Genomic DNA, 26,626 nt, shown 5'->3' on the forward strand with positions numbered 1-26,626 from the left:
CCCGTGCCGGGGAGGATTATTCAGCCCTTCGCCCTCGCCGCAACCCTTGCCTCCAGCATCGACAGCGGCATCGCGCCTTCCTCAAGAATGGCGTGGAACTGCTTGATATCGAAGCGGTCACCCATCGCTGCCTGCGCCGCGGCGCGCGCCTTGCTCCATACGCCATGGCCGACCTTGTAGCTGGTCGCCTGGCCCGGCTGGGTGCAGTAACGCTCCACTTCACGCTGGCAGCGTGCCTGGGTGAAGCCGGTCTTTTCAACCATATAGGCGGTGGCCTTCTCACGGCTCCATTGCTTGCTATGAATGCCTGTGTCGACCACCAACCGCGCCGCGCGGAACAGGAAGGATTGCAGATACCCCGCCCGGTCTAGCGGGGTGGCATAGCCCTTCAGCTCGTCCGACAGCTGTTCGGCATAGAGCGCCCAGCCTTCGCTATAGGCGCTCATGAAGGCGGTCTTGCGTAGCATGGGAATGTCGCCCGCCGTCTGCGCGGTCGAAATCTGGAGGTGATGCCCCGGCACCCCTTCATGATAGTTGAGTGCAGGCAGCGTATATTTGGGCCAGTCGCCTATCGCCTTCAAATTGATGAAGAAGATCGCCGGGCGCGACCCGTCCAGCGCCGCGCGATTATAATAGCCGTTCGACGCGCCATCCTGAATCTCGACCGGCACCGCGCGGATTTCGAGCGGCGTATCGGGAATGGTTGCAAAGGCCTGCGGCAATTTCGCCTGCATCAGCTTGGCTTCGGCATTGAGCGCGGCGATCAGATCGGCGCGCCCCTGCGCCGTGTCGGGATAGACCTGCGACGGATCGGCGTTCAGCGCCGCCAGCCGTTCGCCGATCGTCCCCTTGGTATAGCCCGCGCCTTGCAGGATCGTGTCAAGCTGCGCGCTGATGTCGGCAACCTGCTCCACCCCCATCGCGTGGATGTCCGCCGCCGACAGGTCGGTGGTGGTCGCGCTCTTCAATGCGGCGGCGTAAATCTCCTCGCCGCGCGGGGTGCGCCATACGCCATCGCCCGCCGTAGTCTTGCCGCGCAGCCCCTCGATCATCGCGATCTGCGCGTCGAGCGCGGGGTAGATGCTTTTCTCGACAATCGCTGCCGCCGGTCCCTGCCAGTCGCCCGCTATCCCCTTGGCCGCCGCGCGCTTCACCAGCGACTGGACCAGGCTGCTGCTGGCGGCAGGCTGATCGCGCAGCTTCTTCATCTGCCCCAGCGTCAGGTCCAGTGACCAGCCGGGTGCCAGATAGCCGCGCGCCGCCTCGTCCCGCTGCATCGCGCTATCGGTGCGCAGGTTGCGGGCGAACGCTTCCAGCCGCGCCAGATAGGCGTCGCCGTCCGCCGCCACATTGATGGTGTGGGCGGTGTTCAGGAAATCGGGCGTCGAAAAATAGCTGCCGCCCTGCTGGAAGATACGATAGGGGCGCACTGCACTGTTCAGGCCAAATGTCGCCGGGGCTACCGTCTGCTGCCCAAGCGAATAGAGGATGACGTCAAGGTTCAGCCGCTGCGGAGCGGACAGGCTGGCGGACTTAAATCCCTCCAGTTCCTTGATCGCCGCCTGCGTTGCGGCCAGCCGCTTCATCATCGCCGACTTGCTATTGTCGTCCAGTTGGCTCTTCGCTCCCGCCCGCGCGCCCTTGTCCAGCCCCAGGCTGGTGACGAAGCTGGGCGAGAGGTCCAGTTGCCGCTCGAAAATGGCGGTGAAGGCCGCCGACAGCCGCGCATCGTCGCTGCCCTGCGCGAAAGCGCGGGGGGCAGCTACGGCGATGGCAACGGCGCCGGAGGACAGCAGAAAATCACGACGGTCCATGGCTGGGACTCCCTTATCTTTGAATAAGGGAGACTCTTAAGCCGCTGATGCGATCCGTCCAGAGGCTTGTAATATTGTTGCGTGCGGTTCGGCCTGCTTGGGCAGCACCGTGGCGGCGGGCGTCAGCAGATAGGCCTCCAGCAGGTCGAGGATATGGCTATCCTCCTGCGCATCGAATTTGCGCGCGAACAGGTCCGGGCTGAGCGTCAGCCGCAGCGCGTCGCGGGTCACGAATGTCCGGGGGCGTAGCTTGATGTCGCCATCGGGAATCCAGTCGATCGTACGCAGATCGTCATTGACCTGTTTGTCAGGGGCAAAGGCGTTCATCATCACCGTCTGGAAAAAGCCTTCGTCAGCAATCAGCGTGCGGCGGTAGAAATTCTTGAATTTCAGCGCGGCGGGGTCGCTACAGACAAAGGCGCAGAAATCGCGGGTGACCGCCTTCCACTGGGTGCCGATATAGGGGGTGATCCCCGCCATGCGGCGGCGCGGGATGCCGGTGCGGACGATGCGGTTGAACGCTTCGATGAAATAATGGCTCAGCCGGTTCATCGTGTCGGGGCGGACGGCCTGCTGCGGCACGGCGCGGATGAACTCGGTCCCGTCATGCTGTGCCAGATAGTCGGCGATGTAAGCCTGCGATTTGAGCGGGAAATCCTGCCCGCTCAAATTGATGAAATAGCGCCAGTCCGCGCCCATCTCCAGCAATTTGGCCATGCCACGCAGTTCGGCATCGACCAGACTATATCCGCCCCACAGCATCTTGCGCGACGGCAGCATTGCGACATTGGCGTAGGGTTTGAGGAACGCGGCAACATCCGCCTGCATCGTAGCGCCCGACCGGTGATCGACATGGATCAGATAATGATTGCCCGGCACATAGATGGCGCGGAACATACGCTTGAACTGTTCGGGGAAGCGGTGGACGAGGATGAGATAGGCGATCATGCGGGGCACACTCCATCAGGCGCGCATCGGTCGGGTGACCGATGCGGTGCAGGTGTTTCCAGCCTTTTGGAAAATCATCGAAGCGAGAGGTTCGACCGGCATAGGGGGTTCAGGTCGAAGCGAGGCCGCCCCGGCCATATGCCGAGAACGGCATATGGGGATGATGCACCGCGATTCTTAGGGGTGCGCGTAAATGAGGGAGAGCATCCCCCCGAACCCCTCTCCAGCGCCGGACGTTATTCACTTCCTCCGTTCGTTTCGAGCGAAGTCGAGAAACTGCGCGCGACCGTTCTCGACTTCGCTCGAAACGAACGGAGGTTGAGGCTCAATCTGAAGTAAGGCTAATCCAGACGATCAGAATACCGGCATGTTGGCGGGATCTTCGGGATCGACCACCGGGATCGGCGTGACGGGCGAGTGGATGCCGCATTCCACCTTGTCCCAGCCACGCCAGCGGCCCGCGCGCGGGTCCTCGCCCGGCTGCACCTTGGACGTGCAGGGTTCGCAGCCGATCGACAGATAGCCCTGGGCCTCCAGCGGATGGCGGGGCAGGGCGTGCTGCGCGAAATAGGCCTCCAGATCATCCTTGGTCCAGTCGCCCAGCGGATTGATCTTGAGCCGCCCATCCTCGACCTCGAAGCGGGGCAGATTCTGCCGCGTGATCGACTGGAACGCCTTGCGCCCGGAAATCCAGGCGTCGAGGCCTTCCTTGGCGCGCTTCAATGGCTCGACCTTGCGAATGTCGCAGCAGCCATCGGGATCATAGGACCAGCGCAGGCCGGTCTCGTCCTTCTTCGCGATCACTTCGGCGATCGGCGTCACGGTGCGGCTGTCGGTAAAGCCGAAAGCGTCGATCAGCGTGTCGCGATAGGTCAAGGTTTCGGCGAACATCTTGAGCGTATCGACAAAGATCACCGGAACGGTCGGGTCCGCCTGCGCCACCAGATGCAGCAGCACCGCGCTTTCGGTGCCGAAGGAGGATACGACCGCGACATTCCCCGCCAGCCCTTTGGCAAAGACGGTCTTGAGCATGTCCAGCGTGCCGACACCGTCAAACCGCGCGTTGAGCGCGTCCGCGTCACCCTGCGTAAAGGCGGGGCGGGCGTCGATGATGTCGAGCGTGCGGGCGGCTTCAGCCATTTTGTGTCTCCGGGTGCCGCTTGGCCCAAATGGGGCTGCGGCCATCGATCGCCTTCTGATAGACGTCATCATAACGATTGAGCGCGCGTTCGACGGCGGCATCGTCCAGCGCCTTGGCAGGATGGAAGCTGTCAAAGCCGCAGCGGCGCATGGCCACGATCTGATCGACCAGCACGTCGCCCACCGCGCGCAATTCGCCGGTATAGCCGGCCTCCCGCACGATCCGCGCCGCCGAATAGCCGCGCCCGTCGCCAAAACCGGGGAAATTCACCTCAATCAGCGAGATACGGTCCAGATGGGGCAGCAATTCGCGCGCATCCTCGCCCGGCTCGATGCGGACGGCGGTGGCGTTGGACTGGCCGGTGAAGGATTCGACCGTCACGGCGGGTTCCTGCGTGGACTCGCCGTCGCGGAAGGAGAGAAATTCAACCATCTTACAATTCCCGTTCGGGCTGAGCGAAGTCGAAGCCTTTGCCAGAGCGAAGCGAAGGCGCTTCACTACGTTCAGCGGAACCCTTCGACAGGCTCAGGGCGAACGGCTGTTGTGTATAATCAACCATAGATCGCCTCCTTAAAGGGCTTCATGCCGATGCGGCGATAGGTGTCGAGGAAGCGTTCGCCGCTTTCCCGCTCGGCGAGATAAATGTCGGTGACCTTCTCGATCGCATCGACCACGCCATCTTCGGAAAAGCCCGGCCCAGTGATCTGGCCCAGCGAGGCATCTTCCGCGCCCGATCCGCCCAGCAGCAGCTGGAAATTTTCCACGCCGCGCCGGTCCACGCCCAAAATGCCGATATGCCCGGCATGATGATGGCCGCAGGCATTGATGCAACCCGATATCTTGAGCTTCAGTTCGCCTATCTCCGCCTGCCGCTCCGCCGCGGCAAAGCGTGCCGCGATCTTCTGCGCCAGCGGGATCGACCGCGCATTGGCGAGCGCGCAATAGTCGAGGCCGGGGCAGGCGATGATGTCGGTGATGAGGTCCAGATTGGCCTCCGCCAGCCCCGCTGCGACCAGCTTCTGCCAGACGGCGTAAAGGTCCGCCTTCTTCACATGGGGCAGCACCAGATTCTGCGCGTGCGTGACGCGCAGTTCATCGAACGAATAGGCTTCGGCGAGGTCCGCGACCAGACCAATCTGTTCCGCAGACGCATCGCCGGGGATGCCGTCGATCGGCTTTAGGCTGATATTGACGATCGCATAGCCGGGTGCCTTGTGCGCCGCGACCTGCCGGTCCACCCACAGGGCAAAGGCGGGGTTGCTGCGGTCGATATCGTCGCTCAAGCCGCTTTCATAAGCGGGCGCGGCGAAGAAGGCGCGGATGCGGGCCAGTTCCTCAACCGGCGGATTGAGGCCCAGTTCACGCATATGCGCAAACTCTTCCTCGACCTGCCGCTTATATTCCTCGACGCCGATTTCATGGACCAGTATCTTGATCCGCGCCTTATATTTATTGTCGCGGCGACCATAGCGATTATAGACGCGCAGGCAGGCTTCCAGATAAGAGATGATCTCATCTTCAGCGATGAAGTCCCTGATAAGCGGTGCAACCATTGGCGTGCGCCCCATGCCGCCACCGGCATAGACTTCCGCGCCGACGACACCGTCCCGCTCGACCAGTTTCAGGCCGATGTCATGCAGCCGCATCGCCGCGCGATCATCGTCGGACGCGATCACCGCAATCTTGAACTTGCGCGGAAGATAGGTGAATTCCGGGTGGAAGCTCGACCATTGGCGCAGCAATTCGGCCCAGGGGCGGGGGTCCGCTACCTCGTCGGCGCTGACACCGGCATATTGGTCGGACGAGATATTGCGGATGCAATTGCCCGATGTCTGGATGGCGTGCATCTCGACCGTCGCCAGTTCGGCCAGAATGTCGGGCGCATCGGCCAGCTTGATCCAGTTATATTGCAGGTTCTGGCGCGTGGTGAAGTGGCCATAGCCCTTGTCATATTTGCCCGCAATCTCGCCCAGCTTGCGCATCTGCTTGCCGCTCAGCGTGCCATAGGGGATGGCAACGCGCAGCATATAGGCGTGCAGCTGGAGATAGAGGCCGTTCATCAGCCGCAGCGGCTTGAACTGGTCCTCGGTCAGGGCGCCGGTAAGGCGGCGCTGGGTCTGGTCGCGAAATTCCTCGACGCGGGCGTCGACGATGGCCTGGTCATAGCTGTCATAACGATACATGGTTCAGATCACCCACTTGCCGATGTCGGCTTCGGTTGGTTGTTCGACTAGGTCGGGGCGCACGGTCGGGCCGAAGGCGCGGATGCGGTCCTTGATATGGGCCGGGCGCACGCCATCCTCGCCAAGGGTCGCGTCGATCACATAGGCACCCACGACCCGCAGCGCGGCTTCCTCCGCGCGCGCCAGATCATCGCCATGCGCGCCAACATCGGCCGCATCGCCCACCTGCCGCGACCAGCCATCGCCCGCCCACCAGATGACGTCGCCCGATGCCAGATCATTACCCGTCAAAATCTTCACGAACGCATCTCCGCCCCATATTCCTGTCTTTGCGCCCATCCCGCCAGCACGTCCTGTGCCAGCGCGTAGCGCGCTACCTCTCCCACAACGATCAGCGCCGGGCTGACCACCGCCTCCCGCGCCACCATATCGCCAAGGTCGGCGAGCAGGGTGCGCAGCGTGCGCATATCGGCCCGCGTGCCATTTTCTAGCACCGCGACCGGTAAGGCAGGCGACACGCCGTCGGCGATCAGCTTGTCGGCAATCTGCGCCGCCGTCGCCACGCCCATATAGATGACAAGCGTGCGACCCTGACCAGCTAGGCCAGACCAGTCCTGATCGCGCAGTCCCTTGCACTGGCCCGCCACGAAGGTGACCGCGCTCGATGCGTCACGATGGGTCAGCGGCAGTTGTGCCTGCGCCGCCGCGCCGATGGCGGCGCTGACGCCCGGCACGATTTCCGCCGGCACGCCCGCCGCCCGGCACGCTTCCATTTCCTCGCCGCCGCGCCCGAAAATGAACGGATCGCCGCCCTTCAGCCGCACGACAGACTCGCCCGCCAGCGCAAAGCGCACCAGCAGCGCGTTGATCGCCTCCTGCGGCATCGAATGGCGGCTGCGCTGCTTGGCGACGCTGATCAGTTCTGCATCGGGCGACGCCAGCGCGAGAATCTCGTCCGACACCAGCCCGTCATGCACGATCAGCCGCGCATCGCGGATCAGCCGCACCGCCTTGATCGTCAGCAATTCCGGGTCGCCCGGCCCCGCGCCGACCAGATGGACGGTGGCGGGTACAACAGGATCAGATACAGGGTCAGCCATGCTCGGCATGTGGACAATGCGCAGGCGAAGTTCAATTCAGAATGGGTATGTCGGGGATTAGGAAATCTTGTCCGGGCAGGGCGTCAATCGCCCATCGCGCTGATATCAATGTCCTTCAGCCCGACGCCGATCGAGGCGCGCGGCTGCTCGATTTCCGCCGACACCACCGGATAGGCGCAATAATCGGCGGCATAATAGGCGCTTGGCCGGTGGTTGCCGGAAGTGCCGACGCCCCCGAACGGTGCAGAGGAGGATGCCCCATTGGTCGGGCGATTCCAGTTGATCACCCCCGCGCGGACATTGGCCCAGAACTGATTATACTGGTCAGGCGTTCCGCCAATCAGCGAGGCGGACAGGCCATAGCGCGTATTGTTCGCCTCCGCGATCGCATCGCCAAATTCAGCGACGCGGATGACCTGGAGCAACGGCCCGAACAGTTCGACATCGGGCCGTTCCGTCATGGCGGTCACGTCGATGATCGCGGGGCTGACGAAGGGCAGGCCCTTTTTGGGCCGCACCATATGCTTGATCGGCTTGCCGCCATTGCTCATCAGCCACAGGAAACTCTCGGTCAGCCCATCAGCGGTCGGATTGTCGATCACCGGACCCATATAGGGCGTGGGGTCGGCATGGGGATGGTCGACGATCAGCCGGTCGGCCAGCTTCTTGACCTCCGCGATGAAGGCGTCGGCGATGCTGTCTTTCACGATCAGGCGGCTGGCCGCGGTGCAGCGCTGCCCGCTCGACAGGAAGGCGGACTGCACCACCAGCACGGCGGCGGCGTTGATTTCGGGCGTATCCCACACGATGATGGGATTGTTGCCGCCCATCTCCAGCGCCAATATCTTGGATGGCTGCGCGGCGAACTGCCGGTTGATCGCGATGCCGGTCTGCGCCGATCCGGTGAACAAGATACCGCCGACATCGGGATGCGCCGCCAGCGCCTTGCCCGCGTCCGGCCCGCCCAGCAACAGCCGCATCGCCTCGATCGGCACGCCAGCCTCATGATAGAGCTTCACCAGCATCTCGCCCACCGCCGGGGTTTTCTCCGACGGTTTGAACACCACCGCATTGCCCGCCAGCAGGGCCGGGACGATATGGCCATTGGGCAGATGGGCGGGGAAATTATAAGGACCCAGCACCGCCATCACGCCATGGGGCTTGTGCCGCACCGATTGCCGCGCGCCCAGTGCCGCCTCCAGCCGCTTCTGTCCGGTGCGTTCGGAATAGGCGGCGACCGAAATGTCGACCTTGGCCATCACGCCCGCCACTTCGGCATGGGCGTCCCACAGCGGCTTGCCGGTTTCGCGCGCGATCAGGTCCGCCAGCGCATCCTCGTTCCGCCGCACGACATTGACGAAGCGCCGCAGCGTTTCGATCCGGTAGGCGATGGGCTGCGCCGCCCAGCGCGGCCACGCCGCCCGCGCCCGCGCAACCTCCGCCTCCACATCCCCCGCCTCGCCCTGCCAGAGCAGGACGCCGGTGGCGGGTTCATGGGATGTCAGGGTTGCGGCCATGGCGCTGATATGGCGGAAAAAGGTTAAGGAAGGAAGGGGGCGGGGCGGGAAGCAAAAAGCGGGAATTTTCTCTACCCGTCATTCCCGCGAAAGCGGGAACCCATGTCTCTTCATACCATTGGATCGTGGGATGCACGATGGGTCCCCGCTTTCGCGGGGATGACGGAGGTGTGTGGGGAGCGGACTGTCGGCTTTCAAAGCGATTGCCCGGTAGGCTTCCGTCAGTTGCGCTCGCTATCTATAAGATCGTCCGGTTTTCTAAGCTTGCCTTGGAAAACTGCTTTCGCGACCGGCCAAACGCAAACCATCAATATGGGCAGTGGAGTCAAAAGCACGATCATCCACCACGGTGACGCAAAATGTGCGACAATGACCATCCACAACGTAAAGATCACTGACCAAAACAAACCTTCCATCGGAACTTTGTATCAAAGCGCAGAATGTCTGCAAGTCGGCGTTATGAATGTCGCGCTTTGGCCGAAATTGCTTAGTCGGCTTTCTTGCTTGGTATGGAAAATTGATGCTCGCTGAAAATCTCAACCCTTGCCCATTCGGGGCCTTCATTCCATATCGAAACCCACTGATCAGGATGAACATCGATAGAATGGGGATACCCGTCTTCGAGAGTAACAATCGCTTCGCCGCCAACCGGGACCTCATGCTGGTCACAGACAGGTTCGATAAAGATCGTCAGGGGCGTGGTTAGATAGTTTCGTATTGGAAGCCTCATGCCTGCGATGCTCCGGCTTATTGGAATGTCAGGTTAGGGGATTGATTCCTGACGATTAAAATGTCTGCAAATGGTCATCCATTGCCAATCCATCAACGGGCTACCCCATACGCCGCGCCCATCCGCCTTACCGCCGCGACCTTCGCGTGCAGCGGCCCCCAGTCATCCCCCTCCGCAATCGCGGCCCAGATTGCCTCGACCTCGTCAATGTGCATCGAGCAGGGTGCTTCGTCCGCCCAATAGTCATGATCCCGCGCCCCTTGCACAGCCTCAAACCCTGCCACAGCATCCCGAAACGCCCCCCAGGCCGCATCGCTATAATCCGCGCCTTCGCGCTGAACCCCGCCGCGCCAGTCATGGAAGAAGCGGTCGATTCCGGTCCCGGTCGTCACCATCCCCCGCACCGCCGCCTCGACCATCGCGTTGACGTCGTCCCCCTGCACAACCCCCAGCCGCCAGCAAAAGCGCCGCGCCATAGCCTCGCCGTACAAAGCCGGAAACCGCTCCAGCTGCGCGATCAGCGGCTCGGCCTCGACCAGCGCGCGCAGCGACACCGCCAGTTGCGCGACGTCCCAATGGATCGCTTCGGCCTGCCGCCCGAACGCATAGAGGCCCTGATGATCGAAATAGGCGGCGGTAAAGCCTGCGTCCCACAAGGGCGTGAAGCGCCATGGGCCATAGTCGAAACTCTCACCCGTCACGTTGATATTGTCGCTGTTCAGAACGCCATGGACGAACCCCGCGATCATATAGCTTGCCGCCAGATCGGCTGTCCGCTCGACCACCCGGCCCAGCAGTTGCGCGGGCGGATTGTCGCCCGGCACTTCACCATAGAGCCGCGTCAGAGCATAGTCGGTCAGTCGTTCCAGCAGCGCCTTATCCTCATGAAAGGCCGCCCGCTGGAAGCTACCGATGCGGATATGCGAATGGGACAGGCGCACCATCGCCGCGCCGCGCGTGGGTGATGGTTCGTCGTTACGCTCCAGCGCCTCGCCCGTCTCGATGATCGAGAAGGTGCGCGACGTCGGCACGCCCAGCGCCACCAGCATTTCGGTCGCCAATATCTCCCGCACCCCGCCTTTCAGCGTCAGCCGCCCGTCGCCAAAGCGGCTATAGGGCGTCTGGCCGCTGCCCTTGGTACCCAGGTCCATCAGGCGCCCCGCATCGTCCCGCAATTGCGCGAACAGGAATCCGCGCCCGTCGCCAATGTCGGGATTATAATGGCGGAACTGGTGGCCATGATATTTCAGCGCCAGCGGCCGTGGCAGCGATCCCTCCAGCGGCGCGAACCGCCCGAAATGCGCGATCCATTGTTCATCGCTCAGCCCGTCCAGCCCCACCGTGGCCGCCGCCCGGTCGTTGCGGAAGCGCAGGATCGTCTGCGGAAAGTCCGCCGCGCTCACCGGATCGGCGATGTCGGGCATCAGCGCATCGATTTCGCTGGCGGGGCTATATTTGGCGGCTTGCGGGATATGGTTCATAAGGCGATATGGGGGAGCGACACCTGAAGGATCAAGCTTGGTCGACTATAGCGACGCATATTGGTGGTCCCCCGATGGGCTGCGGCTGCATTACCGGGACTATGCCGGGGGTCATGATGGCCGCCCGCCACTGCTGTGCCTGCCGGGCCTGACCCGCAATGCGCGCGATTTCGAGCCGCTGGCCGCGCGGTTTGCCGGCGACTGGCGGCTGATCTGCCCGGACATGCGGGGGCGCGCGACAAGCGCCCAGGCCAAAGACCCGATGACCTATGTGCCGCTGACTTATTTACAGGATATCAGCCGGTTACTGGCCGATCTTGCCATCACCCGTTTCGTTGCGGTTGGCACGTCGCTGGGCGGACTCATTACCATGCTGGTCGCCGCGACCCACCGCGAATGGCTGGCGGGCGCGCTGCTCAACGATGTCGGCCCGGCGCTGGACGAAGCGGGCCTGGCGCGCATCCGCACCTATGTCGGCGTCAATCAGTCGCACCCCAGCTGGGTTCATGCCGCCCGCGCGCTGGAGGAGGGCAATCGCGACGTCTATCCCACCTATGGCCTGGAACAATGGCTGGCCATGGCCAAGCGCCTCTATCGCCTGAACAGCGCGGGCCGGATCGTGCTGGACTATGACATGCGCATCGCCGAACCGATCCGCGCCATGGGGAGCGAGGCGGGCGTCGATATGTGGCCGGTCATGGCGGCCTTCCGCGATATTCCAACGCTGTTGCTGCGCGGCGAACGATCCGACCTGCTGAGCGCAGAGACGGCGCAGCGAATGGTGGCCGACATCGGCGCAAAGGCGGAACTGGTGACGGTGCCGGGTGTCGGCCATGCCCCCGCGCTGGACGAGCCGGAAAGCATCGCCGCGATCGACCGGTTGCTGGCCCGCGTCCTGCATGGCTGACAGTCAGCCGCACATATTGCACGTCCATGGCAGCTTCACTCTGGGCGGCAAGGAAGCACGCGCCATCCGCCTGATGAACATCTGGGGCGACAAGGCGCGCCACAGCATCGTCAGCGCTGCGCCGGATGCACTCGGCGCCCGCGCGGCGATCGACCCGGCTGTTCAGGCGGATTTCCCCGCATCCCCCCCGTTTGCCGGTCGTCCGGGGGTAGGGCGTTTTCGCGATATAGCTAACTTCTTGAAAAAATACGATTTAATTCTGACCTATAATTGGGGGGCGATGGACGCTGCGATGGCGCACAGAGTGTCCAGCTCAGTGTCGGCCATGCCGCCGCTCATCCATCATGAAGATGGTTTCAACGCCGATGAAGCCGCCGGTCTCAAGCCCCAGCGCAACCTCTATCGCCGTGTCGCCCTCGGTCGCGCCAGCGCGCTGGTCGTTCCCTCCGTCCGGCTGGAGGGTATCGCCCGGCACGTCTGGAAACAGCCCGCGGCCAAGGTTCATCTGATCCGCAACGGCATCGACACCGCCCGCTATGCCGACCCGCCAGCGCCCGACGCCATTCCCGGCCTGCGTCGGTCGCCGGGCAAACTGCTTGTCGGAACACTGGCGGGGTTGCGTCCGGTCAAGAATATCCCCCGCCTGGTCCGCGCGGTCGCCGCGCACAAGGATCGGCTGCAACTGGTGGTCGTAGGGGAGGGGCCGGAACGCGACGCCATATTGGCGCAAGCCGCCACCCATGGTCTCGACGATCTCCACATGGCGGGCTTCATGGACCGGCCCTGGCGCTTCGTCGGCCTGTTCGATATTTTCGCGCTTTCTTCGGACAGCGAACAATTCCCGATCTCGCTGGTGGAGGCGATGGCGGCGGGCTTGCCGGTTGCCTCGATGGATGTCGGCGACGTCATCAATATGGTCGCGCCGGAGAATCGCGCTTTCGTTGTACCGGACGAGGCAGGCCTGGCCGCAGCGCTTGGCGCGCTCGCCGCCGACCCTGACCTGCGCGGCCGGCTGGGCGCTGCCAACCGCGATCGCGCCGTCCGCGACTATGCCGAACAGGCGATGGTCGATGCTTATGCCAAGCTGTACGGGGAGGCACTGGCCAGCCCCGACATTTTGCGCTAAGGCGCGCGGAAATTCGTCAATCACTGCAAAGGCTGCTATAGCAGTGGCCTTTGCCCGGTCGGGTCCGGTGTCGCTTTTTCGCGGGAGATGTCGTTGTTCAAGGGGTTGAAGCCTATCGTCTATGGTGGCCGCGAAGTCTGGCCGCTGGTCGAGGGCGGCAAGGGCGTTGCGGTGTCCAACCATGCCAGTTCGGGTGCCTGGGCGGCGGCTGGCGGCATCGGTACGGTGTCGGCGGTCAATGCCGACAGCTATGACAGTTTCGGCAATGTCATCCCCCAAATCTATCATGGCCGCACCCGCCGCGACCGCCATGAAGAACTGGTCGCCTACGCGATTGACGGCGCGGTCGAACAGGTGAAGCGCGCCTATGAAATTGCCGGTGGCAAGGGCGCGATCAACATCAACGTCCTGTGGGAAATGGGCGGAGCGCAGCGCGTGCTTCACGGCGTGCTGGAGAGGACCAAAGGCATGGTCGCGGGCGTCACCTGCGGCGCGGGTATGCCCTACAAGCTGTCGGAAATCGCAGCCTCCTACAATGTCAGCTATCTGCCGATCGTCTCCTCCGGCCGCGCCTTCCGCGCGCTCTGGAAGCGCGCCTATTCCAAGGCGGCGGAATGGCTGGCGGCGGTGGTCTATGAAGATCCCTGGCTGGCCGGGGGCCATAACGGCCTGTCCAACGCCGAAGACCCTAAAATGCCGCAGGATCCTTATCCCCGCGTCCGCGATCTGCGGGCAACCATGCGCGAAGGCGGCATTTCGGATGATGTGCCGATCGTGATGGCGGGCGGCGTTTGGGCGCTCAAGGACTGGAACGACTGGATCGACAATCCCGAATTGGGCGCAATCGCGTTCCAGTTTGGCACCCGCCCATTGCTGACGCAGGAAAGCCCGATCCCGCAGGCGTGGAAGGCGTTGCTGACCGAGCTGAACCCCGGCGACATTCTGCTGCACCGTTTTTCGCCCACCGGCTTCTACAGCTCGGCGGTGCGCAATCCCTTCCTCCGCAGCCTGGAAGCGCGTTCGGAACGGCAGATCGCGTTCAGCACCGAACAGGCGGGCGACCATACCCACCAGCTCGACGTGGGCGTGAAGGGCAAGCATTTCTGGGTGACGCTGGGTGACCTCAATCGTGCGCGGGAGTGGTTCGGGCAGGGCTTTACCTCCGCGCTCAAGACGCCGGACAATACGCTGGTGTTCGTCGGCGACGAAGAGCGGGCGGTGATCCGCAAGGACCAGACCGACTGCATGGGGTGCCTTAGCCAATGCGCCTTCTCCAGCTGGATGGATAGCGAGACCAACTCGACCGGTCGCCTGGCCGATCCGCGCAGCTTCTGCATCCAGAAGGCATTGCAGGAAGCCGTCCATGGCGGCGATCTGGACCAAAATCTGGTGTTTGCTGGCCATGGCGCTTACAAGTTCAAGCAGGACCCTTTCTACTCCAACGGCTTTGTCCCGACCGTCAAGCAACTGGTCGACCGTATCCTGACGGGCGACTGATGGCGGATATTCAGGGGTTGGCGGTGCTGCATTATGACACGCCGCATTTCGATGTCGTGCGGCCGGGGCAGTTCGTCCTGTGCGCGGTGTCCGGCGCGCGGATCGATCTGGACGATTTGAAATATTGGAGCGCGGAATTTCAGGAAGCCTATCGTGGGCCGCAGGAGGCAACCGATTCTTACCTGCGCCATCGCGGCCCGGCTTTTCGCTAATCCTGTAAACGTGCGACCAAAGATAGCGTTCAAGGGCCGCTAAATGCGGCTTATCGCAGGCATGGGCGGCTTCGTCGCAATTTTGATGTTTCAGTTCGGTAAAAACTGATGTAATCTTTCTATCGAGGCGACGAAGATCGCCCATGGTGGAAGGATGTTTTTGATGTCTCGTATCGACGTCTTTGGTGATCGTATCTGCATCGTGTCGAGCCTGCTGATCGTCGGCTGGTTTCTCTACAGCACGATCTTCTGATCCTGTCGCGCTGGAGCGACGCAGGCCGGGCCGGTGCAGCTGGCCCTTTTCTTGCGTCTGAAGCGTGGCCACAGTTGGTTCAACGCTGATCTCCACGATAAGAGGCAATCTCATGTTCAGTCACGTCATGGTCGGTGCCGATGACATCGACGGTGCCAAAATCTTTTACGATGCGCTGTTTCAGGCGGTCGGCGGCAAGCCTGCCTTTACTGATGATGAGGGTCGCCTGATCTACATGCATAATGGCGCGCTGTTCATGGTGAGCAGGCCGATCGACGGCCAGTCCGCCAGTTGCGCCAATGGTGGAACGATCGGCTTTACCATGGCTTCGCTCGAACAGACCGACGCCTGGCATGCAGCCGGTGTCGCAGCAGGCGGGACGACCTGCGAAGATCCGCCGGGCATACGCGAACGCAGCTTTGGCAACCTCTATCTTGCCTATCTGCGCGACCCGTCGGGCAACAAACTCTGCGCCGTTCACCGCATCGGTTGATCGCAAAGCGCCATAAAAGCCAGCGTTATACTGCCCCCAAGCAAAGCTATTTAGACATTCCCAACTACATCGCTAGATAAAGTCGCAAGCATCATGCTTCGCGGCTTTTGAAGGATCAGCTTGCTCCGCGTCACCAACGGCTAAAGCGCACGGTGCCAAAGCGTCCACGCCCGGTTTCGTGTTCCCTTGATGAAAGGAGAAAACGATGACCAGTAAAGCCAGCGGTTCCCGCCAGTCGCGTGTCGCCGAAAGCGCGCCGCGCGTCACCATCCCCCACAGCAGCTGGTCGCGGATCGACCGATCGCGCGGCGGCACCGCGTTGATCGCACCCGATGATTTCTGGGCGCGGTTGGCGCTGTAAGCGCGCTCAGTCCAGCCCGTTGACCGGAACCGCCTGCACCCCGTTCGCTTCAAAACTGGCGATCGGATAGGCGCAATAATCGGCGGCATAATAGGCGCTGGGCCGATGATTGCCCGATGCACCCAAGCCGCCAAAGGGCATGTTGCCCGCCGCGCCCGTGGTTGGCCGGTTGCGGTTGACCACGCCAGCGCGGCTTTCCTCCACCATCCGGTCCCACAGCGCTGCGTCCTGCGAGATCAGCCCGGCGGACAGGCCAAAAACGGTGGCGTTGGCGACCCGCATCGCTGCATCGAAATCCGGCACCCGGACCACCGACAGCAAGGGCGCGAAAATCTCTGCATCGGGACCATCCACACCGGTCATGTCGATCAGGCCGGGGGCGACGAAGGCGGCGCTGCGCCCCTCGACCCCGGCGAAAGGCCGGATCACTTGTGCGCCGCGCGCGATCAGGTCGCTGACGGCGCGATGGGCGGTGGCGGCGGCCTGATCCGACACCAATGGTCCCATGAAGGCATCGCCTGCCTCGTTCCATGCTGCGATCGGCAGTCGTGCTGCCAGCGCGTCGACGGCTGCCACGATCTGGTCGCCTATTGTGCCTTCAGGCACGATCAGCCGCCTGGCGCAGGAGCAGCGCTGGCCGGTGGTGATGAAGGCGGAATTGATGATGATCGAGGCCGCTTCGTCCGGGCTGTCCCAGGCGATCAGCGGATTATTGCCGCCCAGTTCCAGCGCCATGATGACATGGGGCCGGTCCACCAGCGCGCGGCGCAGGGCCGCGCCAGCGCCCGCCGATCCGGTAAAGAGCAGCCCGTCAATATCGCCCGCCACCAGCGCTTCGCCGGTGGCCCGGCCACCCTGCACAACGCTCAGTAGTCCGTCGGGCAATCCTGCCGCTGCCCAGGCGTCTGCCATCGCCGCGCCGGTGGCGGGCGCGATCTCCGATGGCTTGAACAGCACAGCATTGCCCGCGATCAGGGCGGGGACGATATGGCCGTTGGGCAAATGGCCGGGGAAATTATACGGACCCAATACCGCCATCACGCCATGGCCGCGATGGCGCAGCACTGCCCGGCCAAAGGGCATGTCGCTAGCGCGCTCCCCGGTGCGTTCGGCATGGGCGGCGACAGAGACCTCGGCCTTGGCGATCATCGATCCGATTTCTGCGTCGCTTTCCCAGAGCAATTTGCCCGTTTCACGCGAAATAAGCTCGGCCAGCGCCGCCCGCCGTTCGCCCAATACCTTGGCATAGCGCCGCGCGATGGCGATACGATCCTCCACCGCCAGCGCGCGCCAGCCGGGCAGGGCGGCCCGTGCCGTTGCGATCGCCCGGTTACAGGCAGCGGCATCGGCAACCGGTCCTTCCCACACCAGTTCGCGCGAGGCCGGATCGAAGGATTGCAGCACCATGTTCATGCCCCCGCGCTGGTCATCGCGAAAATGCCGGTCGCATTGCCAGTGTCGAACGCCAGGTCCAGCCTGCCCGTCGTAGGATCAATGTCCCGGCTGATAAATTCGTAGAAGGAGCCGGGCACGTCGCGCAATTCGCCATCGCCGAACAGCCGCTCCACGCTGTCGGCGCGGAATGCGGTCTGGCGCACCCGGCCTGTCGCTGAAATCTCCAGCTTTTCCTTGATCGGCTGACCGTCCGCTTTCAGCCGGTCTGCCAGCGTGGCGACATCGGCCACGCGGTCGGTCGCATGGTTGAAGGCATTACCTTCGGTCGCGATCCACGCCGCCTCGTTGGAGCGGGACAGGAGCGTCTGATAATCGGCAAAGCTTGGCATGTCATGCTGCCGGTCGAACGCGGCGACGATCCCCGGCAGCGCGGCTGCCGCTTCGTTCAGCGTCACCGCTTCACCGGCATCAAAACGCGCCAGCACCCTTTGCTCAGCCTCACCCAGCGGGTCGCGCGACGTGCCGAACACCCGTGCCGCCACCGCGCCAAATTCTGCGTCGAACCGGTCGACATGCAGTTCGGACAGGAAGAATTGCGGTATCGCCTCCGGCCTGTCGGCATGAACATAGGCGCGCCCGGTCATGCGCAGCCGATCGAGCGGATAGATGGCCGCCATTTGATAGCCCAGCGGCCGCAATATGCGGGTGAAAGCATCTTCACCGCCGGGCAGTGCGCCGGTAGGGCCATGGGGCAGGCGTATCGTCCGCAAGGCGCCATGGTCGAACGTCACCCGACCGCCGCGCTCGACCGTGTCGGCAACATAGGCTGCGCCGCTTTGCACCCGTTTCAGCAGGTCATCGAACAGCGCGATGTTCATCGCCATCGCAAAGGCTGCGCGCGATACGGTGGGGCCACGCTCCGCCAGCAAGGCAGGGTCGATCGCCAGCGCGTTCAGCGCCTGCCGTCCCGCCGCTTCGCCCAGCGTCGCCAGCGTCAGCGCAACGACATGGCTATCATTCTCATTCGACATAGGTGGCTCCCGGTGACAGGCGCATTATCTCAGCCTATGCAGGATTTTCCAAATGGTGACCTGTCATCTGTTGATGCGAGACGCGAATGAACGACCATCGCAAATGGCTACCCTCCATGACCGCGCTGACCAGTTTCGAGGCGGCGGTGCGTCATGGCGGCTTTTCGCGTGCGGGCGAAGAGATTGGCCTCACCCAGAGCGCGGTCAGCCGCCAGATCGCGCAGCTGGAGGAGTGGCTGCAAACCCCGTTGTTCGACCGGGTGGGACGGCGCGTGCGGCTGAACGAGGCGGGTCGCGCCTATGCCGACGAACTGCTGCCCGCGCTCGACCGCATCCGCCGGGCCACATCGCGCATGGCGACGCGGCGATCGCCCACGGCGCTAAAGATCGCGACCCTGCCCAGTTTTGGGATGCGCTGGCTCGCCCCGCGATTGCCGCATCTGAGCGCCCTGCACCCGCAACTGGTGGTGGATTTCGCCGCCCGCTCACAACCGTTCGATTTCGGGCCGGAGGAATTTGACGCCGCTATCCATTTCGGCATGCCGGAGGAATGGCCCGGCGCAACGACGGATTTTCTGTTTCGCGAGGAAGCGGTGCCGGTCTGCGCGCCAGGCTGGCTGGCCGCACACCCATTGCGACATCCCGCCGATCTGCTGACCGCTCCCTTGCTCAGCCAGAGTTCGCGGCGTGACGCCTGGTCACGTTGGTTCGCGGCGGCAGGGGTGGAGGCGGGGACGCTGCCGCCCGGTCCAGCCTTTGAACATTTCCTGATGCTGGCGCAGGCGGCGGCGGCGGGGGCAGGGGTGGCGCTGATCCCCAGCTTCCTGATTAGGCCGGAGCTGGATGCGGGAACCCTCGTCATCCCCTTCGCCCGGCCATTGTCGAGCGACCAGGCCTATTATCTCGCCCGCCCGCTGGACGCACCGGCCCATCCGGCGCTCAGCCAGTTTCGCGACTGGATAGTGGATCAGGCCAAGGCGGCCTGATCCTTTACATTTTCTTCGGGATACAGTCCGCGCCTGCCGCCTTGATCCGGCTGCACAGACGGCTGGCGTCGTCGCTGCTGGCGACCGGCCCGGCCTGCAAGCGTGTCACTGCGCCTGCCTTGACCAGATAGGGTTGATAGGCGGACAGGCCGCTGACCTTGCCCGTCAACTGGCCCCACAGGCCGCGGGCGCGGCCTTCCTCGCCGAACGCGCCGAGTTGGACCCGCCATCCGCCCGATTTGGCGGGGGCAGGAACGGTGCTGGCAGGACGGGGCGCTGGCGGCGTCGGCTTGGGCTTGGCCACCGCGACTTGTGGCGCCGGAGCGGGCTTGGCAACAGCAACCTGCGGCAAGGGCTTGGGTTTGACCGGAACCGGCTTGGGGGCAGGCGGCGCGGGCACCGGCTGGCCGATGGTCGATGGCGGCAACTCGGTCGTTCGTACGCTCGATGGCGTCGGGCGAACAGGTGCGGGACTGGCCGATGCCAGCGCGCCGCCCTTTTCCGATTGTTCCAGTGTTGCTGCCAATGCCAGACCCTGCTTGCGCTGATCTTCGGGAATATATTTGTCCATCTGCTCCAGGCTGGTCGTCGCCTGTGCCAGGCCAGATGTCGACGCGCGGGTCATCAGCGCATAGGCGCGCACCCAGTCCTTGCCGATCAGGTCGCCGTTGAACAGCGCGGTGCCGACAATATATTGCGCACGCGGCTCACCCCGCACGGAAGCGCGCTGGAGATAGGGCATGGCCCCCGCCCGGTCGCCTTGCTGGAACATCAGCAGCCCCAGATTATCCTCTGCCCGCAAATGGCCCTGCACCGCAGCCTTGCGATACCAGTCCATCGCGGCATTGAGGTCCGGCTGTACGCCGCGGCCCAGCTTATAGGCCTGGCCCAGATTGAACTGCGCGTCGGGATCGCCATTTTGCGCCAGCGGCCGCCATTCGCCGATCGCCTTGGCATAATCGCCCTGCTGCCAGGCATCGACCCCGGTCTTTACGTCGGCCAACACCGGTGCCGCGATGCCCATCATGGCGCCGACAGCCACAGCTCCCCAGATACGCTTCATATGCACATGCTCCTGCGCCAATAGATTTGCATCGGCTATGATGAAACAAGGTTAATGTCTGATTAGCATAAGCACATCATGCTTGAAACGCGCTTAACCCTGTTGACACTTCGTCAATCAAACTTCCCCGCTCATTAACCGAATTTTAGGCGCGGTTATGGCAATCCCAGACGGAACTGGATTTTCTGGGGGGATTTGCGTGCGGATTTTGGCTTTGGCATCGCAGAAGGGCGGATCGGGCAAGACCACCTTGTCGGGCCATCTGGCCGTGCAGGCGCAGATTGCCGGGGCCGGTCCTGTCGTGCTGATCGACATCGATCCGCAAGGGTCGCTGGCCGACTGGTGGAACGAGCGGGAGGCGGAACTGCCCGCTTTCGCGCAAACAACCGTCGCACGGCTTGCCGCCGATCTGGAAATATTGCGGCAGCAGGGCTTCAAGCTGGCCGTCATCGACACGCCGCCTGCCATCACCATGGCGATCCAGAGCGTCATTTTCGTCGCCGAACTCATCGTCGTGCCGACCCGCCCCAGCCCGCATGACCTGCGCGCCGTGGGCGCGACCGTCGATCTGTGCGAGCGCGCGGGCAAGCCGCTGATCTTCGTGGTGAACGGCGCAACGCCCAAGGCACGGATCACGTCGGAAGCCGCCGTCGCCCTGTCGCAACATGGCACGGTCGCGCCGATTACCCTGCACCACCGCACCGATTTTGCCGCATCAATGATCGACGGTCGCACCGTGATGGAGGTCGATCCAAAGGGACGGTCGGCGGCGGAGGTCGTAGCGCTATGGTCGTACATCTCCGACCGGCTCGAAAAGAATTTCCGCCGCACGGTTTTTTCCGTGCCCCAGGGCAGCGTCGGCACCGTCGCAACCCGTCCGGTCGGCGGGGGCTTCGGTCGCCGCGTGATCGGCCAGTAAGGGGGACGCATCATGGCCGAACCCAAACCCCTCGCATCGCTCACCTCCGGCCTGCTCGCCCGCAAGGGCGCGGCGCAGCCCGCCATGCGCCGCCCCATGCTCGGCTTTGGCCGTGCTGCGGGCGCTGCCGTGCAGCAGGATGATCTGGGCTGGAACGACATGGGTTTCGACGTGGAGCCTGCGCCATTGCCGGTGGACGAGCAGCCGGTCGCGATCGGCCTGACGCCGATGCCGGCGGCGGTCCCAGTCCCGGCACCGGTGCCGCCGGTCGTCATCGAGCGTGAGGAACTGGCTGAACGCATCGCGGGCAAGCCAGCGCCGGCCAAGGCGAAAGCCACGGCCAGCCGCAAGGCGGCCTTCACGCTGCGGATCGACGCGGATCGTCATCTCAAACTGCGGTTCGCCTGCGCCATTACCGGCCGTTCGGCGCAGCAGATCGTCACCGAATCTCTCGACAATTTTCTCAACGGCCTGCCGGAAATTGACCGGCTGACACAGCAGCTGCCGCACATGCGCGGCAACCAGTGATTGAAGGGTGGGTAGGACTATGAAGCGCAACACATTTGCAAAGGCGGCGATTTCATCGCTGCTCATCGCCACCACCATGGTTGGCTGCACCGGGGCGGCGTTCCGTCCTTCCGCATCGGTCGTCCAGCAAAAGGGCAACCCGACCAAGCTTGCCATCGCGGCTGAAAAGGCGCTGGCCGATCGCGACGGCGGCAAGGCGATTGCGGCGGCTGAGGCAGCGGTGCAACTCGCGCCGCAGAACGCCGCCTATCGCCAGATGCTGGGCCGGGCCTATGTGTTGGCCGGTCGTTTCGCATCGGCTGAAGCTGCGCTCACCGACGCCATGACGCTGGGCAATAATGACGCGCGCACGATCGTCAGCCTGGCGCTGGTGCAGGTCGCGCAGGGTCGCGCCGATAGCGCGCGCAGCCTGCTGCTCGCCCATGCCGATACCGTTCCTGCTGGCGACTATGGTCTGGCGATGGCGATGGCCGGTGACGCGCCCGAAGGCGTGCGCATCCTGTCCGAAGCGATCCATGATCCGTCCGCCACCGCACGCACCCGCCAGAATCTGGCCTATGCCTATGCGCTGGCGGGCCGCTGGAAGGATGCGCGGATGATCGTGGGCATGGACCTTGATCCGCTCGCTGCCAACAAGCGCATTTCCGACTGGGCGCAGATCGCTGAACCCTCCGCCGCGCCGCAGCGCGTTGCTGCGCTGATGGGCGTGACGATCGATGCTGCCGATGCTGGCCAGCCGGTGGCTCTGGCGCTTGCGCCAGCTACGTCCGCGCCGGTCGAAATGGCTGCTGCGCCGTCCGACCCAGCGCCTCTGCCCGCTGCGCAGGCGGAAGTGCCGGTGCAGACCGCCTCCGTCGAACCAGTCGCTGCACCGGTTGCAGAACCCGCGCCGGTGGCCCAGCCCTCACCGGTCCGCGTCACTGCCCGCGACTTCATCGTCGAAGATCATAAGGCCAAGCCGGTCGCGGCAAAGACTCGCGCCAAGGCGCAGACCGTGACCGCATCCGCGTCAGTCGCCCGTATGCAGCAGGCCGCCTTCATCAAGCCGGTCAGCGCCGGTGCCAGCAACTGGGTTGTCCAACTCGGTGCCTATGACACGGCGGCGATCGCCAAGGAAAAATGGATGAGCATGGCAGGCCGCAACAGCACGCTTGCGGCTTTCCCGGTTCTCACCAGCCAGGCGACGGTTAAGGGCAAGCCCTATCACCGCCTCGCGATCAGCGGCTTTGCCAGCCGCAACGATGCGATGACAGCCTGCCTGGCCATCCAGTCGCAGCGCGGCCAGTGCTTCGTGCGCGAAGGCGCGCCGGGCGCGACGCCGCAGCGCTGGGCCATCGCGACCAAGGGCCGCCAGTTCGCTTCGCGCTGAACTTCCTCTCCCATAGCGCAACCTTGAAGCGCGCGAGGCCATCGGCTTCGCGCGTTTTTTCTTGGGACGTTCGCGCCAAGCTGTGCCTTTCGCCAGTGTCATGGATCAACCGGGCGGGGCATAGCGAACGCAAAGCGCAGTCCCTGGAGAGAAACGCCGTGATCAACCGCCAGATAGTCCTTGCCTCGCGTCCCCACGGTGTCCCTGTTCCAGAAAATTTCGCGCTGGTCGACAATCCGGTGCGGGCGCTGGAGGATGGCGAAATCCTGATCCAGAATGAGGTATTCGCCATCGACCCTGCCGTGCGCGGGCTGCTGGATGCCAATGATGACAGCTATCTGCCTGCGGTCGCGATTGGTGGCCTGATCCCGACAATGGTGCTGGGCCGTGTCATCCAGTCGCGCAATCCGGCCTTCAAGGAGGGCGATTATGGCCGCGGCTTTGTCGGCTGGGAGGAATATTCGATCCTGAACCCTGCCAATTTCGCGATCGAGAATGTCCATGTCGATCCCACCGTGCCGCTGACCGCCTATATGGGGGCGCTCGGCTGGTCGGGGATCACCGCCTATGTCGGCCTGAAGCGCATCGGCGAGATGAAGGCGGGTGACACGGTGGTGATGAGCGCGGCGGCGGGGGCTGTCGGTAGCGTCGGGTGCCAGATCGCTAAATTGTCAGGCTGCCGATCGGTCGGAATCGTCGGATCGCCGGACAAGGCGGCGATGGTCACCGGCACCTTCGGCATCGACGCGGCGATCGACTATCGCGCAGAGGCGGATCTGGATGCGGCGATCAAGGCGGCCTGTCCCGACGGCGTCAGCGTCTATTTCGACAATGTCGGCGGGCATATACTCGACGCGATGCTGCCCAATATGGCGGCGTTCGGGCGGATCGTGACCTGCGGCATGATGGCCAATTATAACAACCACAATGATCCCTACCCGATCCGCAACCTGTGGCAGGTGCTGGTGAATCGCATCACGATGCGCGGCTTCCTGGCATATGAGCATCTCGACATGCTGGCCGAGGCGGAGGCGCAACTGGGCGGCTGGATCAGATCGGGCGCTTTGATCGCGCAGGAAAATGTCACGACCGGCATCGAAAATACGCCGAGCGCTTTCATCAACCTGATGTCCGGCAAGACCACGGGGAAGACGGTGGTGCGGCTGAATGAGGGCGTGACGACGTTGTAATATCAAGACATGACAATTGGGTTTCATCTCCCCTCCCCGCCGGGGAGGGGTTGGGGGAGGGGGAGTGAGGCGAAGCCGAGCGTCGACGCTGGCGGCAGCACACCCCCACCCAACCTCCCCCTCAAGGGGGAGGATTCTGACAGCCCATGTTAGTGTATCAAGGGGCCGTCGGCCTGATAGGCCGTTCGGGCTTAGCCCGCCTCACAATACTGGCGGTGCCTCGTTCGGGTCGGCACGCTGGAGATAGTCCACATATTTGTGGAAATATTGGTTTCCGCGCTCGTTGCGGCCGAAGATCACCGAGGGAATCGCGCCGGACTCCAGCCCCTTCTGGACCTGCAATCCAACGCCATAATCCTCGTCATTCACGACGTCGCGCAGCCAGTCCATCATGGCTTCGATGCCCGCTGCGTCCGCATCGTCCTTGGGCGGTTGGCGGCGGATGAACATCAGGTTGGTGGTGTTGCTGCCGGGTGTGTCGCCGGGGATGAGTTGCGCGACCTGGGTGATTTCGGGCGCGAAGAAGATGCTGATATTGGGGAAGATGGTGCGGACGAAGTCATAGCCTTCATTCTCATGCTCGCCCCAATCTGCACGCGGGATCGCGCTCAGCGCTTCCTTGATCCGCACTTGCGGATAGCCCACGCGCATATGCGGGCCGAAGGCGGTGAAATTCATGATATTGCTGAAGCTGCGCGGATGGATGGTGGTCGGGTGCGCGGCGGCGAAATGATAGCCCTCCAGATAGCCGTCATAGGCGATCTTCCAGTTCGGCCCGTAAATCCGCCGCGACCCGCAATAATGCCAGCTGCCCAGATCATAGGCTTCCAGATCATCCAGCATCCCGCCCAGATGCGCGGTGATGTCGAACTCCAGGCCCGGCGTCAGGCACACCCAGATGATCCCGCCCGCTTCGGCCACCGGCAATTGCGTCAGGCCACGCTCTTCCTTGCACACGGGACCGAATTTCTGCGGCTCGGCCACGCCGATCAGCTTGCCGTCATTGCCATAGGTCCAGGCATGATAGGGACAGGAAAAGCGCCTGGCATTGCCATGGCCTTCGGGTTTCAGGATCATGCCACGATGGGAGCAGACGTTCAGCATCGCCGCGACCGTGCCGTCGCTCTTGCGGGTGATGAGGACCGGCTTACCCATCAGGTCCATCGCCTTGTAATCGCCCGGATGAGGCATTTCGGCGGTCAGAGCGGCCAGCAGCGGCATCTTCATGAAGATTTCCGCTTTCTCCCGTGCGCAATAGGCGGGGTCGGTATAGGCGGATGCTGGCACCTCCATCGTGTCAGGAGCGCTGTCGGTCGTGCCGGTCTCGACATATTCCAGCATCTTTTCGGCTTCCTGGCCGATGACGTCATGATAGCCCATGCAAAGCCCTCTCTATCGTTCGCCGCTATGGCTTTGCCCGCATCATAGCGCGCGCGTGACCAGGCCGGAACTCGATAAGGTCATAGGTAGCGCGCGTCTGCGCAACGGGGACTCTGACTAGCGCTAGTTGCACCCCGCCGCACAGGCGTCACTCTGTGGTGCAAACTATCGGAAGAGGATGTCTGGCGGATGATGATCGACCTTAAGGGCAAGGTAGCGGTGGTGACGGGGGCAGCATCGGCGAACGGACTGGGTTTTGCCGCTGCGCTCAAAATGGCGGGGCAGGGGGCCAGCCTGTTCCTGACCGATCTGGACGGCACCGCCGTCGCCGCCCGTGCCGAAGAATTGCGCGCGCAAGGGGTGCCAGCCCAATCCATGGCGCAGGACGTCACCGATGAAGCAGGCTGGACGGCCCTGATCGACGCGGTGGTCGCGGCGTTCGGCAAGATCGACATTCTCGTCAACAATGCGGGTATCGCCGTGCTGCGCGCAATGAGCGAGATGACCTCTGCCGACTGGCACAAGCAGATTTCGGTCAATCTGGACAGCGTCTATCTGGGCACCAAGGTGGCGGTCGATCAGATGCGGGCGCAGGGGCATGGCGGATCGATTGTCAACCTGTCATCGGTTGCGGGACTGGTCGGCGTACAGGGTACGGCTGCCTACGCCGCCAGCAAGGGCGGGGTGCGGCTCTTTTCCAAATCGGTGGCGCTGGAAACCGCGCGCGACAATATCCGCGTCAACACGGTCCATCCCGGCATGATCTGGACTGACATGCAGAAGGTCGCAATCGCCGATAACAAGGATGTTTTCGACCAGATCGTCGCCGCCATACCGATGGGCCGGATGGGTGAACCGTCCGACATCGGCTCTATGGTCGCCTTTCTGGCGTCCGACGATGCGCGCTACATCACCGGCTGCGAATTTGTCGTCGACGGGGGGATGGTCGCGCAATGACCACGACGTTATGTTTGAACGAACGACCAAGGTTTCAACGTGCGG

Annotated in this window: 26 protein-coding genes; 12 read left to right on the forward strand and 14 right to left on the reverse strand. The window is 63.5% G+C overall.

The features are described from left to right. Positions 1-20 precede the first annotated feature (20 nt). The 10 genes from Q0D44_RS01605 to Q0D44_RS01650 form a co-directional block, all read right to left on the reverse strand. Positions 21-1,814, reverse strand: coding sequence for a DUF885 family protein (locus tag Q0D44_RS01605; protein ID WP_294131392.1), 1,794 nt, complete (start codon positions 1,812-1,814; stop codon positions 21-23). A 36-nt stretch (positions 1,815-1,850) separates the two neighbouring features. Beyond that, positions 1,851-2,762: a beta-1,6-N-acetylglucosaminyltransferase gene (locus Q0D44_RS01610; RefSeq protein WP_294131393.1), complete on the reverse strand. Its 912-nt coding sequence runs from the start codon at positions 2,760-2,762 to the stop codon at positions 1,851-1,853. 354 nt (positions 2,763-3,116) lie between these two features. Then, a complete protein-coding gene (locus tag Q0D44_RS01615; protein WP_294131395.1) occupies positions 3,117-3,902 on the reverse strand; it encodes a phosphoadenylyl-sulfate reductase in 786 nt (261 codons plus the stop codon). Then, positions 3,895-4,335 (reverse strand): DUF934 domain-containing protein, encoded by a 441-nt coding sequence (locus Q0D44_RS01620; RefSeq protein ID WP_294131397.1) that lies wholly within the window; start codon positions 4,333-4,335, stop codon positions 3,895-3,897. The genes Q0D44_RS01615 and Q0D44_RS01620 overlap by 8 nt, the downstream gene beginning before the upstream one ends. A gap of 1 nt (position 4,336) precedes the next feature. Continuing rightward, complete coding sequence (locus tag Q0D44_RS01625; RefSeq protein WP_294131400.1) at positions 4,337-4,462, reverse strand: hypothetical protein; 126 nt, start codon at positions 4,460-4,462, stop codon at positions 4,337-4,339. After that, the gene (locus tag Q0D44_RS01630; RefSeq protein WP_294131402.1) at positions 4,455-6,086 is read right to left on the reverse strand and encodes a nitrite/sulfite reductase; all 1,632 of its coding nucleotides are present in this window, start codon (positions 6,084-6,086) and stop codon (positions 4,455-4,457) included. The genes Q0D44_RS01625 and Q0D44_RS01630 overlap by 8 nt, the downstream gene beginning before the upstream one ends. 3 nt (positions 6,087-6,089) lie before the next feature. Next, entirely contained in the window at positions 6,090-6,386 is a 297-nt protein-coding gene (locus Q0D44_RS01635; protein WP_294131405.1) for a DUF2849 domain-containing protein, read from the reverse strand. After that, a complete protein-coding gene (gene cobA / locus Q0D44_RS01640; RefSeq protein ID WP_294131408.1) occupies positions 6,383-7,186 on the reverse strand; it encodes a uroporphyrinogen-III C-methyltransferase in 804 nt (267 codons plus the stop codon). Before cobA ends, Q0D44_RS01635 begins: the two co-directional genes overlap by 4 nt. An 83-nt stretch (positions 7,187-7,269) precedes the next feature. Further along, complete coding sequence (astD, locus tag Q0D44_RS01645; RefSeq protein WP_294131411.1) at positions 7,270-8,703, reverse strand: succinylglutamate-semialdehyde dehydrogenase; 1,434 nt, start codon at positions 8,701-8,703, stop codon at positions 7,270-7,272. A gap of 822 nt (positions 8,704-9,525) precedes the next feature. After that, positions 9,526-10,914 (reverse strand): protein adenylyltransferase SelO family protein, encoded by a 1,389-nt coding sequence (locus Q0D44_RS01650; protein ID WP_294131413.1) that lies wholly within the window; start codon positions 10,912-10,914, stop codon positions 9,526-9,528. Positions 10,915-10,951: 37 nt separating this feature from the next. Between Q0D44_RS01650 and Q0D44_RS01655 the strand changes: the two genes are divergently transcribed. From Q0D44_RS01655 to Q0D44_RS01680, 6 genes are all read left to right on the forward strand, one after another. Further along, entirely contained in the window at positions 10,952-11,821 is an 870-nt protein-coding gene (locus Q0D44_RS01655) for an alpha/beta hydrolase (RefSeq protein WP_294131416.1), read from the forward strand. Beyond that, the gene (locus tag Q0D44_RS01660) at positions 11,814-12,947 is read left to right on the forward strand and encodes a glycosyltransferase (protein ID WP_294131419.1); all 1,134 of its coding nucleotides are present in this window, start codon (positions 11,814-11,816) and stop codon (positions 12,945-12,947) included. Before Q0D44_RS01655 ends, Q0D44_RS01660 begins: the two co-directional genes overlap by 8 nt. A 93-nt stretch (positions 12,948-13,040) precedes the next feature. Continuing rightward, on the forward strand, positions 13,041-14,444 hold the full coding sequence (locus Q0D44_RS01665) for a nitronate monooxygenase (RefSeq protein ID WP_217675184.1): 1,404 nt from the start codon (positions 13,041-13,043) through the stop codon (positions 14,442-14,444). Further along, positions 14,444-14,656, forward strand: a complete 213-nt coding sequence (locus tag Q0D44_RS01670; RefSeq protein WP_294131426.1) for a DUF2093 domain-containing protein — start codon at positions 14,444-14,446, stop codon at positions 14,654-14,656. The genes Q0D44_RS01665 and Q0D44_RS01670 overlap by 1 nt, the downstream gene beginning before the upstream one ends. A gap of 365 nt (positions 14,657-15,021) precedes the next feature. Then, positions 15,022-15,402 carry a VOC family protein gene (locus Q0D44_RS01675; protein ID WP_294131427.1) on the forward strand — a complete coding sequence of 127 codons (381 nt, stop codon included), beginning with the start codon at positions 15,022-15,024 and terminating at the stop codon, positions 15,400-15,402. A gap of 205 nt (positions 15,403-15,607) precedes the next feature. Continuing rightward, complete coding sequence (locus Q0D44_RS01680) at positions 15,608-15,763, forward strand: hypothetical protein (protein ID WP_294131429.1); 156 nt, start codon at positions 15,608-15,610, stop codon at positions 15,761-15,763. Positions 15,764-15,769: 6 nt separating this feature from the next. Here the strand turns inward: Q0D44_RS01680 and astD (Q0D44_RS01685) are convergent, their stop codons facing one another. Beyond that, complete coding sequence (gene astD / locus Q0D44_RS01685; protein WP_294131431.1) at positions 15,770-17,170, reverse strand: succinylglutamate-semialdehyde dehydrogenase; 1,401 nt, start codon at positions 17,168-17,170, stop codon at positions 15,770-15,772. A gap of 2 nt (positions 17,171-17,172) precedes the next feature. After that, positions 17,173-18,189 carry a DUF1338 family protein gene (locus tag Q0D44_RS01690; protein WP_294131433.1) on the reverse strand — a complete coding sequence of 339 codons (1,017 nt, stop codon included), beginning with the start codon at positions 18,187-18,189 and terminating at the stop codon, positions 17,173-17,175. An 86-nt stretch (positions 18,190-18,275) separates the two neighbouring features. Between Q0D44_RS01690 and Q0D44_RS01695 the strand changes: the two genes are divergently transcribed. After that, entirely contained in the window at positions 18,276-19,175 is a 900-nt protein-coding gene (locus Q0D44_RS01695) for a LysR substrate-binding domain-containing protein (protein WP_294131434.1), read from the forward strand. 4 nt (positions 19,176-19,179) lie between these two features. Here Q0D44_RS01695 and Q0D44_RS01700 read toward each other — a convergent pair whose 3' ends face one another. Then, positions 19,180-20,238, reverse strand: coding sequence for an SPOR domain-containing protein (locus tag Q0D44_RS01700; protein WP_294131437.1), 1,059 nt, complete (start codon positions 20,236-20,238; stop codon positions 19,180-19,182). A 199-nt stretch (positions 20,239-20,437) separates the two neighbouring features. Between Q0D44_RS01700 and Q0D44_RS01705 the strand changes: the two genes are divergently transcribed. From Q0D44_RS01705 to Q0D44_RS01720, 4 genes are all read left to right on the forward strand, one after another. Then, a complete protein-coding gene (locus tag Q0D44_RS01705) occupies positions 20,438-21,157 on the forward strand; it encodes a ParA family protein (protein ID WP_294131439.1) in 720 nt (239 codons plus the stop codon). 12 nt (positions 21,158-21,169) lie between these two features. Then, complete coding sequence (locus Q0D44_RS01710; protein WP_294131445.1) at positions 21,170-21,685, forward strand: hypothetical protein; 516 nt, start codon at positions 21,170-21,172, stop codon at positions 21,683-21,685. 19 nt (positions 21,686-21,704) lie between these two features. Beyond that, positions 21,705-23,054 carry an SPOR domain-containing protein gene (locus Q0D44_RS01715; protein ID WP_294131448.1) on the forward strand — a complete coding sequence of 450 codons (1,350 nt, stop codon included), beginning with the start codon at positions 21,705-21,707 and terminating at the stop codon, positions 23,052-23,054. A 158-nt stretch (positions 23,055-23,212) separates the two neighbouring features. Continuing rightward, positions 23,213-24,244 (forward strand): NADP-dependent oxidoreductase, encoded by a 1,032-nt coding sequence (locus Q0D44_RS01720; RefSeq protein ID WP_294131450.1) that lies wholly within the window; start codon positions 23,213-23,215, stop codon positions 24,242-24,244. Between the two features lie 201 nt (positions 24,245-24,445). Here the strand turns inward: Q0D44_RS01720 and Q0D44_RS01725 are convergent, their stop codons facing one another. Continuing rightward, complete coding sequence (locus Q0D44_RS01725; protein WP_294131453.1) at positions 24,446-25,624, reverse strand: SRPBCC family protein; 1,179 nt, start codon at positions 25,622-25,624, stop codon at positions 24,446-24,448. A gap of 189 nt (positions 25,625-25,813) precedes the next feature. Between Q0D44_RS01725 and Q0D44_RS01730 the strand changes: the two genes are divergently transcribed. Then, the gene (locus Q0D44_RS01730; protein WP_294131455.1) at positions 25,814-26,581 is read left to right on the forward strand and encodes an SDR family NAD(P)-dependent oxidoreductase; all 768 of its coding nucleotides are present in this window, start codon (positions 25,814-25,816) and stop codon (positions 26,579-26,581) included. The last annotated feature ends 45 nt before the right edge of the window (positions 26,582-26,626 follow it).

It is taken from the genome of Sphingobium sp. (genome assembly GCA_023266575.1).
Lineage (GTDB): Bacteria > Pseudomonadota > Alphaproteobacteria > Sphingomonadales > Sphingomonadaceae > Sphingobium.

Bases quoted from the DNA above. Each gene is read 5' to 3' on its own strand.
- astD (WP_294131411.1), bottom strand. From the start codon at position 8,703: ATGGCCGCAACCCTGACATCCCATGAACCCGCCACCGGCGTCCTGCTC.
- Q0D44_RS01675 (WP_294131427.1), top strand. From the start codon at position 15,022: ATGTTCAGTCACGTCATGGTCGGTGCCGATGACATCGACGGTGCCAAA.
- Q0D44_RS01690 (WP_294131433.1), bottom strand. From the start codon at position 18,189: ATGTCGAATGAGAATGATAGCCATGTCGTTGCGCTGACGCTGGCGACG.
- Q0D44_RS01715 (WP_294131448.1), top strand. From the start codon at position 21,705: ATGAAGCGCAACACATTTGCAAAGGCGGCGATTTCATCGCTGCTCATC.
- Q0D44_RS01650 (WP_294131413.1), bottom strand. From the start codon at position 10,914: ATGAACCATATCCCGCAAGCCGCCAAATATAGCCCCGCCAGCGAAATC.
- Q0D44_RS01710 (WP_294131445.1), top strand. From the start codon at position 21,170: ATGGCCGAACCCAAACCCCTCGCATCGCTCACCTCCGGCCTGCTCGCC.
- Q0D44_RS01670 (WP_294131426.1), top strand. From the start codon at position 14,444: ATGGCGGATATTCAGGGGTTGGCGGTGCTGCATTATGACACGCCGCAT.
- Q0D44_RS01695 (WP_294131434.1), top strand. From the start codon at position 18,276: ATGAACGACCATCGCAAATGGCTACCCTCCATGACCGCGCTGACCAGT.
- Q0D44_RS01700 (WP_294131437.1), bottom strand. From the start codon at position 20,238: ATGAAGCGTATCTGGGGAGCTGTGGCTGTCGGCGCCATGATGGGCATC.
- astD (WP_294131431.1), bottom strand. From the start codon at position 17,170: ATGGTGCTGCAATCCTTCGATCCGGCCTCGCGCGAACTGGTGTGGGAA.
- Q0D44_RS01630 (WP_294131402.1), bottom strand. From the start codon at position 6,086: ATGTATCGTTATGACAGCTATGACCAGGCCATCGTCGACGCCCGCGTC.
- Q0D44_RS01730 (WP_294131455.1), top strand. From the start codon at position 25,814: ATGATGATCGACCTTAAGGGCAAGGTAGCGGTGGTGACGGGGGCAGCA.
- Q0D44_RS01605 (WP_294131392.1), bottom strand. From the start codon at position 1,814: ATGGACCGTCGTGATTTTCTGCTGTCCTCCGGCGCCGTTGCCATCGCC.
- Q0D44_RS01620 (WP_294131397.1), bottom strand. From the start codon at position 4,335: ATGGTTGAATTTCTCTCCTTCCGCGACGGCGAGTCCACGCAGGAACCC.
- Q0D44_RS01680 (WP_294131429.1), top strand. From the start codon at position 15,608: ATGACCAGTAAAGCCAGCGGTTCCCGCCAGTCGCGTGTCGCCGAAAGC.
- Q0D44_RS01725 (WP_294131453.1), bottom strand. From the start codon at position 25,624: ATGGGCTATCATGACGTCATCGGCCAGGAAGCCGAAAAGATGCTGGAA.
- Q0D44_RS01625 (WP_294131400.1), bottom strand. From the start codon at position 4,462: ATGGTTGATTATACACAACAGCCGTTCGCCCTGAGCCTGTCGAAGGGT.
- Q0D44_RS01610 (WP_294131393.1), bottom strand. From the start codon at position 2,762: ATGATCGCCTATCTCATCCTCGTCCACCGCTTCCCCGAACAGTTCAAG.
- cobA (WP_294131408.1), bottom strand. From the start codon at position 7,186: ATGGCTGACCCTGTATCTGATCCTGTTGTACCCGCCACCGTCCATCTG.
- Q0D44_RS01615 (WP_294131395.1), bottom strand. From the start codon at position 3,902: ATGGCTGAAGCCGCCCGCACGCTCGACATCATCGACGCCCGCCCCGCC.
- Q0D44_RS01660 (WP_294131419.1), top strand. From the start codon at position 11,814: ATGGCTGACAGTCAGCCGCACATATTGCACGTCCATGGCAGCTTCACT.